The 6,480-nt window shown below is 69.2% G+C and carries 6 protein-coding genes and 1 pseudogene; 1 reads left to right on the forward strand and 6 read right to left on the reverse strand.

Annotated features, from left to right (window positions below):
* The 3 genes and pseudogenes from A8G15_RS25210 to prmC all read right to left on the reverse strand — a co-directional run.
* Positions 1-740, reverse strand: a pseudogene (locus tag A8G15_RS25210) (MraY family glycosyltransferase); the annotation flags it as partial.
* A gap of 19 nt (positions 741-759) precedes the next feature.
* Positions 760-1,422: an L-threonylcarbamoyladenylate synthase gene (locus tag A8G15_RS25215; protein WP_068165740.1), complete on the reverse strand. Its 663-nt coding sequence runs from the start codon at positions 1,420-1,422 to the stop codon at positions 760-762.
* A gap of 52 nt (positions 1,423-1,474) precedes the next feature.
* Positions 1,475-2,413, reverse strand: coding sequence for a peptide chain release factor N(5)-glutamine methyltransferase (gene prmC, locus A8G15_RS25220; RefSeq protein WP_068165746.1), 939 nt, complete (start codon positions 2,411-2,413; stop codon positions 1,475-1,477).
* 116 nt (positions 2,414-2,529) lie between these two features.
* Between prmC and A8G15_RS25225 the strand changes: the two genes are divergently transcribed.
* Complete coding sequence (locus tag A8G15_RS25225) at positions 2,530-2,979, forward strand: hypothetical protein (RefSeq protein ID WP_068165741.1); 450 nt, start codon at positions 2,530-2,532, stop codon at positions 2,977-2,979.
* A gap of 52 nt (positions 2,980-3,031) precedes the next feature.
* On the opposite strand, the gene prfA is transcribed toward A8G15_RS25225, so the two are convergent.
* The 3 genes from prfA to rho all read right to left on the reverse strand — a co-directional run.
* Positions 3,032-4,111 (reverse strand): peptide chain release factor 1, encoded by a 1,080-nt coding sequence (prfA, locus tag A8G15_RS25230; protein WP_068165742.1) that lies wholly within the window; start codon positions 4,109-4,111, stop codon positions 3,032-3,034.
* A gap of 120 nt (positions 4,112-4,231) precedes the next feature.
* Positions 4,232-4,465, reverse strand: coding sequence for a 50S ribosomal protein L31 (rpmE, locus tag A8G15_RS25235; protein WP_068165743.1), 234 nt, complete (start codon positions 4,463-4,465; stop codon positions 4,232-4,234).
* Between the two features lie 122 nt (positions 4,466-4,587).
* The coding region (rho, locus tag A8G15_RS25240; protein ID WP_245687997.1) for a transcription termination factor Rho at positions 4,588-6,480 on the reverse strand (1,893 nt) is incomplete at its 5' end.

Below are 6,480 nucleotides of genomic sequence, written 5' to 3' on the forward strand. Positions count from 1 at the left end.
CGGCCCGGGTGCGGCGCACGATCGCGAGCAGCAGGTCCAGGATCGGGATGAACATGACGGCGCCGACGAGCAGCAGGGGCGACAGCAGACCGAGCAGGTCGCGGGTGCCGTACGCGGCCAACGGAATCCGACCCGAGGCGCTGGTCGACACTGCAGCGAGCATGAGCCCGATGAGCGGCGAGACCGGAGCCGTCGACGAAGTTCATCGCGTTGATCATCACCGCCGCGACCGCGACGGTGATGAGGCCACCCTGCAGCTGGTCCAGGACGAGGGTGTTGCCGCTGAACGGATCGAAGATGACGATCCAGCTCACCCCCATCACCGCGAGCACTCCCGCCGCGGTGACCTGGCCGACGAACTTCGTCAGCGCGTCCAGGCCCCAGCGGTCGTCGATGATTCCGACGACGACGATGATCGTCCCGGCCACGAGCGCCGCGCTCATGTCGGGTGTGTATTCGAATCCCCGCGTCAGCGCGGGCAACTGGTGCGCGAAGACCAGACCCGCGACGAGCCCGAAATAGATTCCGACGCCGCCGAGCCGCGGCGTCGGAATCACGTGGACGTCACGGTCGCGGGGTGCGGCGACCGCACCGAAGCGGATCGCGGCGATCCGGATGAGACCGGTCGCCAGGAACGTCACGACCGCGGCGGTGAGCAGCACCAGCAGCAGCTCACGGAGAGGTACACCGGCGCCGCGGCCCGACTGGGCCAGCACCAGGGCAGTGTCGACGGAAGTCACCTACGCAGGTCCCTGCCCGTCACTCCCCGCCGGGGCGCAGGCGGTCCGGGTCCTCGCCCAGTACCTCCGCGATGGCCTCGATCGACACGGCACCTTCACGGAGGATGCGCGGACGGTCGGAGGTCATGTCGACGATGGTCGAGGCGACCGCGTGCTCCGAGGGTCCACCGTCGAGGTAGACGCTCACCGAGGCACCCAGCTGCCGGCGGGCGTCGTCGACGACGGTGGCGGGCGCCTGCCCGGAGACGTTCGCGCTCGAGACGGCCAGCGGGCCGACCTCGCGCAGCAGTTCGAGGATCACCGGGTGCAGGGGCATCCGCAGCATCACCGTGCCGCGGGTGTCCCCCAGATCCCAGGCCAGGGAGGGCGCCTGGTGCACGACGAGACTGAGTCCGCCCGGCCAGAACGCCCGGATCAGCTCACGCGTCTCGGGGCGGACGGTGGTGACCAGTCCGTCGATCGTGTTCCACGATCCGACCAGCACGGGGACCGGCATGTCCCTCCCACGACCTTTCGCACGCAGCAGGGAGGCCACTGCTTCGCTGTCGAAGGCGTCGGCCGCCACACCGTAGACGGTGTCGGTCGGCACCACGACGAGCCTGCCGGCCTTCAGAGCGCCTCGTGCGGCGTTGAGACCTGCTGTCCGGGAATCTGGCTGACTGCAATCGTAGACGGTGCTCACCCGACCATCCTTTCACTCGGAACGGCGTGCCCGGCATCCCGCCCGGGACTCGTCACTCGTCGGTCCCGGTCTCGTCCGCCACGGGCCGGGTCGCGCGCGTCCGTTGCGCCTCGACGTCCGTCGGCACCCGCAGGGCGACGACGAAGCGCGGTCTTCCCGCCAGATCGGGGTGTTCGGCGACCTCCCCGAACACGCGACGCTGGGCGAACAAGTCTGCAGTCTGGGCACCGTTGGTGTCGTCGTGCTCGACGGCGACGGCGCCGCCGATACGCAGCCAGCGCGCGACGTTGGAGACCATCGGCTTGATGACCGACAACCCGTCGGGTCCCCCGAACAACGCCGAATACGGATCGTGGTCGATGACCTCGGGTTCGAGCTCGGCACCCTCCGGAATGTAGGGCGGGTTCGCGACGATCACGTCGACGCCGCCCTCGAGCTCGGTGAGCAGGTCACGGTCGGTGACGTCACCCTGGTGCAGCACGATCGGCGTGTCACCCTGCGACGCCCGGTGCTCGGCGTTCCGTCGGGCCCACGCGAGAGCCTTCGGCTCGAGTTCGACCGCGTGGACGACCGCGTCCGGCCGGGCGTGCGCGATGGCCAGGGCGAGCGCGCCGGAACCGGTGCACAGATCGAGCACGACCGGGGACCGTCGCGGGTAGCTCGCGAGGAAGGCCAGCGCCCAGCCGAGCAGTAGTTCCGTTTCGGGGCGCGGTACGAACACGCCCGGCCCGACGGCGAGGTCGATCTCCCCCATCGCCGAGGTTCCGGTGATGTACTGCAACGGGATTCGCTTGGCGCGCTGCGCGATCATCGCCCGGTACGCCTCGACCATCGCGACGTCGACCAACGGCACCAGACCCAGCCTGGTCCGTTCGATCCCGAGCAGGTGGGCGGCGAGCAGTTCGGCGTCCGCGCGCGGGCTCGGCACTCCCGCTTCCTCGAGCACCGACACCGCCTCGATGATGGCCAGGCGCAGAGGTTGACGATTCACGGCGTACAGACTGCCATGCCGGTCACGAACGGAGAACGGATAGGTCACGGTCGGCACGCCCCTGATGGTTCGGCGATAGCGTCGGGCCCGTCCGAGCACCACGGAAAGGGAGAGTAATGACCAAGTCGAGAACAGCTCTTCGCGCGGCGGTTGCGGCCGCGTTCGCCGGAGCCGCGACTGTCGCCGCTGCAGGCGCCGCGACCGCGGAACCGATCGACATCCAGCCCACGCCGCTGCTCTGTGCCGGCGGCATTGCACCGGTGGAGTCCATCACGTACGACGAACAGGAAGCCGTCGAGGCCGAGGAGTTGCTCTACGTCGTCGGCGAAGAGGGCGGGAACGGCGCAACCGTCAACTGGTTCAACCTCGCCAACGGCACGTCCGGTGCGGCGACTCTGGCTCCCGGCGAGAGTTCCGACGTTCCGGTCGCCCTCGTCGAACCCGAAGCGGGCACCGTGGTCTCCGCGGTGTGGGGAATGCACGAGAACGCCGCCGGGGAGAACTGCTTCCTGTTGCCCGGCATCGACATCGCCGAGGTCCCGGCGGAACCGGGAGATCCGGACTGACCGGACCGCGTAAAGCGCAGGTCCGAGCAGTGGATGACCGCGGGCCTGCGGGTCACTCGGCGGCGAGCCGGGCTTCCCGGTCGGCCTGGCCCAGCGCGTCGAGCAGCGCCTCGAGGTCGCCGTCGAGCACGGCGTCGAGGTTGTGCGCCTTGAACCCGATGCGGTGGTCGGTGATGCGGTTCTCGGGGAAGTTGTAGGTGCGGATGCGCTCGGAGCGGTCGACGGTGCGGACCTGGCTGGCGCGGTCGGCGGATGCCTCGGCGTCGGCGGCCTCTTCCGCAGCGGCCTGCAGGCGAGCCGCGAGGACCTGCATGGCGCGGGCCTTGTTCTGCAACTGGGACCGCTCGTTCTGACAGGTCACGACGATCCCGGTGGGCAGGTGTGTGATGCGCACGGCCGAGTCGGTGGTGTTGACTCCCTGGCCGCCCTTGCCCGACGAGCGGTACACGTCGATACGCAGGTCACCCTCGTCGATCTGTACTTCCTCGACCTCGTCCGGCTCCGGGTAGATGAACACGCCGGCGGCGGACGTGTGGACCCGGCCCTGCGATTCGGTGACCGGCACGCGCTGCACGCGGTGCACTCCGCCCTCGAACTTCAGGCGCGACCAGACGCCGTCGCGCACGTCGGCCTTCGACTTGATCGACAGCGTCACGTCCTTGTAGCCGCCGAGATCGGAATAGGTGGCGCCGAGTACCTCGACACGCCATCCGGCACGTTCGGCGAAGCGGGTGTACATGCGGGCCAGATCCGACGCGAACAGCGCGGATTCCTCACCGCCCTCCCCCGACTTCACCTCGAGGACCACGTCGTCGCCGTCGTGCGGGTCACGCGGCGCGAGCAGGTCGGTGAGCGTCTTGTCGAGTTCGGCGACGGTCTCTTCGAGTCCGGGGACCTCCGCGGCGAACGCGGCGTCGTCCGACGCCAGCTCACGGGCCGCCTCGAGATCCTCGCGGGCCGCCTTCAGTTTCGTGTACGTGGCCATGACGGGAGCGAGCTCGGCGAACCGCTTACCGACGCGACGCGCCGCCGCAGGGTCGTTGTGCAGTGCCGGATCGGACAACTGCTGTTCCAGACCCGCATGTTCGGCCAGGATGTCGTCGACGGCCGACGGCTTGGTCTGCCCCGCCATGGGTTCGCTCCACTCTGTCTCTGTCGTGCTGTCCGGGTGACGGTCGTACCCGGACGGAAAGCCTGCGAAAACACCGACGCCCGGTCTGTGACGAGACAGAACCGGGCGTCGGCAGGGCAGCTAGCTGTCGGCAGCGGCCTTCTTCGGGGTGCGCTTGCCGTAGCGAGCCTCGAAGCGGGCAACGCGTCCGCCGGTGTCGAGGATCTTCTGCTTGCCCGTGTAGAACGGGTGGCACTGCGAGCAGACTTCGACCGTGATACGGCCGGCCTCGCTGGTGCTGCGCGTCTCGAACGTGTTCCCGCAACCGCAGACGACGGTCGTCGCCTGGTAGTTCGGGTGGATTCCTGCCTTCATGGTGTCCCTTTCGATGGCCGCCGGGTCGCCTTCGCGGATCGAAGACGTGAACCGGAACCGGACTCAGCTGTTCGATTATGCCAAACGCACGCCCGGGGAAAAAATTCCCCGGGCGGGCGCTTCTAGTCCTCGAGTGCGCCCGGCGCGGTCTTCGTGACCTGCAGGAGGAACTCGACGTTGCTCTTGGACTTCTTGAGCCGGTCGATGAGCAGATCGATCGCCTGGTGCGAATCGAGTCCGGAGAGCACACGGCGCAGCTTGTGCACCACCGCGAACTCGTCGGGGCTCATGAGCAGCTCGTCCTTGCGGGTACCCGACGGATTGACATCCACGGCCGGGAACACGCGACGCTCGGCGATCTTGCGGTCGAGCTTGAGCTCGGCGTTGCCGGTGCCCTTGAACTCTTCGAAGATCACGGTGTCGCCGGTCGAACCGGTCTCCACCATCGCGGTCGCGATGATGGTGAGCGACCCACCGTTCTCGATGTTGCGGGCAGCACCGAGGAACCGCTTCGGCGGGTACAGCGCGGTCGAGTCGACACCACCGGACAGGATGCGGCCCGACGCCGGCGAGCTGTTGTTGTACGCGCGGCCGAGGCGGGTGATCGAGTCGAGCAGCACGACGACGTCGCGGCCGGCCTCGACGAGACGCTTGGCCCGCTCGATGGCGAGCTCGGCGACCGACGTGTGGTCCGACGGCGGACGGTCGAACGTCGAGGCGATGACCTCGCCCTTCACCGAACGCTGCATGTCGGTGACCTCTTCGGGACGCTCGTCGACCAGCACCACCATGAGGTAGCACTCGGGGTTGTTGGTCGAGATCGCGTTCGCGATGTCCTGCAGCACCGTGGTCTTACCGGCCTTCGGCGGCGAGACGATGAGCGCGCGCTGACCCTTGCCGATCGGCATGATGAGGTCGATCACACGGGTGGTGAGGATGTTCGGCGTCGTTTCCAGACGCAGGCGCTGGTTCGGGTACAGCGGGGTGAGCTTGTTGAACTCGGGGCGACGCTTCGCCGCGTCGACCTCACCACCGTTGACCGTGTCCAGGCGCACCAGCGGGTTGAACTTCTGCCGCTGGTTGCTCTGCTCACCCTCGCGCGGCACGCGCACGGCACCGGTGATCGCGTCGCCGCGACGCAGGCCGTTCTTGCGGACCATGTTCATCGACACGTAGACGTCGTTGGGTCCGGCGAGGTAGCCGGAGGTCCGCACGAACGCGTAGTTGTCGAGAACGTCGAGGATGCCGGCGACGGGCTGCAGGACGTCGTCCTCACGGATCTCGGGCTCGCGGGTATCGGTGCCCCCGGCCTCTCCGCGGTCACGTCCACGGCGGCGCTCACGGAAACGACGGCCCCGGCGACCGCGGCCGCCTTCCTCGTCGTCCCCGCCGCGGTTGTCGCGGTTGTCCTGGCGCGGACCCTGGCCACGATCCTCGCGCTGGGCACGATCGCCCTGCTCGCGCTGACCGCGCTGACGGCCGTCGCCCTCGCCCTTGTCGTCGCCGCGCTTGTCGTCGCCGCGTCCACCCTGCTCGGCGGGCTGCTCGACGGCCGGCGCCTCGGTCTTCTGGCCCTGCTCGGCGACCTGGTCGGGGTTCTGGTCGGCACCACGGCGACCACGACGCTGACGGCCACGACGGGGAGCCTCGCCGTCGCCTTCACCCTGGGGACGCTCGCCGGCCTCGGTCCTCGACTCGTCGACAGCCTCGGTCCCGGGCTTTTCGGCGACCTCGGCCTTCGGCTGCTCGTCGGCCGCTTCCGGTGCGGCAGTGCGCGTCCGGCGGGTCCGCGCGGGCCGCGCGGTCTCGGCGGCGGGTTCCTCCTCGGAGGCCGCCGCCTTGTTCGTTGTGGCCGGAGCGCTCGACGCGCCCCCACCCTGGCGTTCCTTGATCGCGGCGATCAGGTCGCCCTTGCGCATCCCGGAAGTGCCCTTGATGCCGAGTTCGGCCGCGAGGGTCCGCAGCTCGGCGAGCACCATGCCCGAGAGGCCGGCACCGCGGCGCCCGGCGGCGCG

It is taken from the genome of Rhodococcus phenolicus (assembly GCF_001646785.1).
GTDB lineage: Bacteria > Actinomycetota > Actinomycetes > Mycobacteriales > Mycobacteriaceae > Rhodococcus > Rhodococcus phenolicus.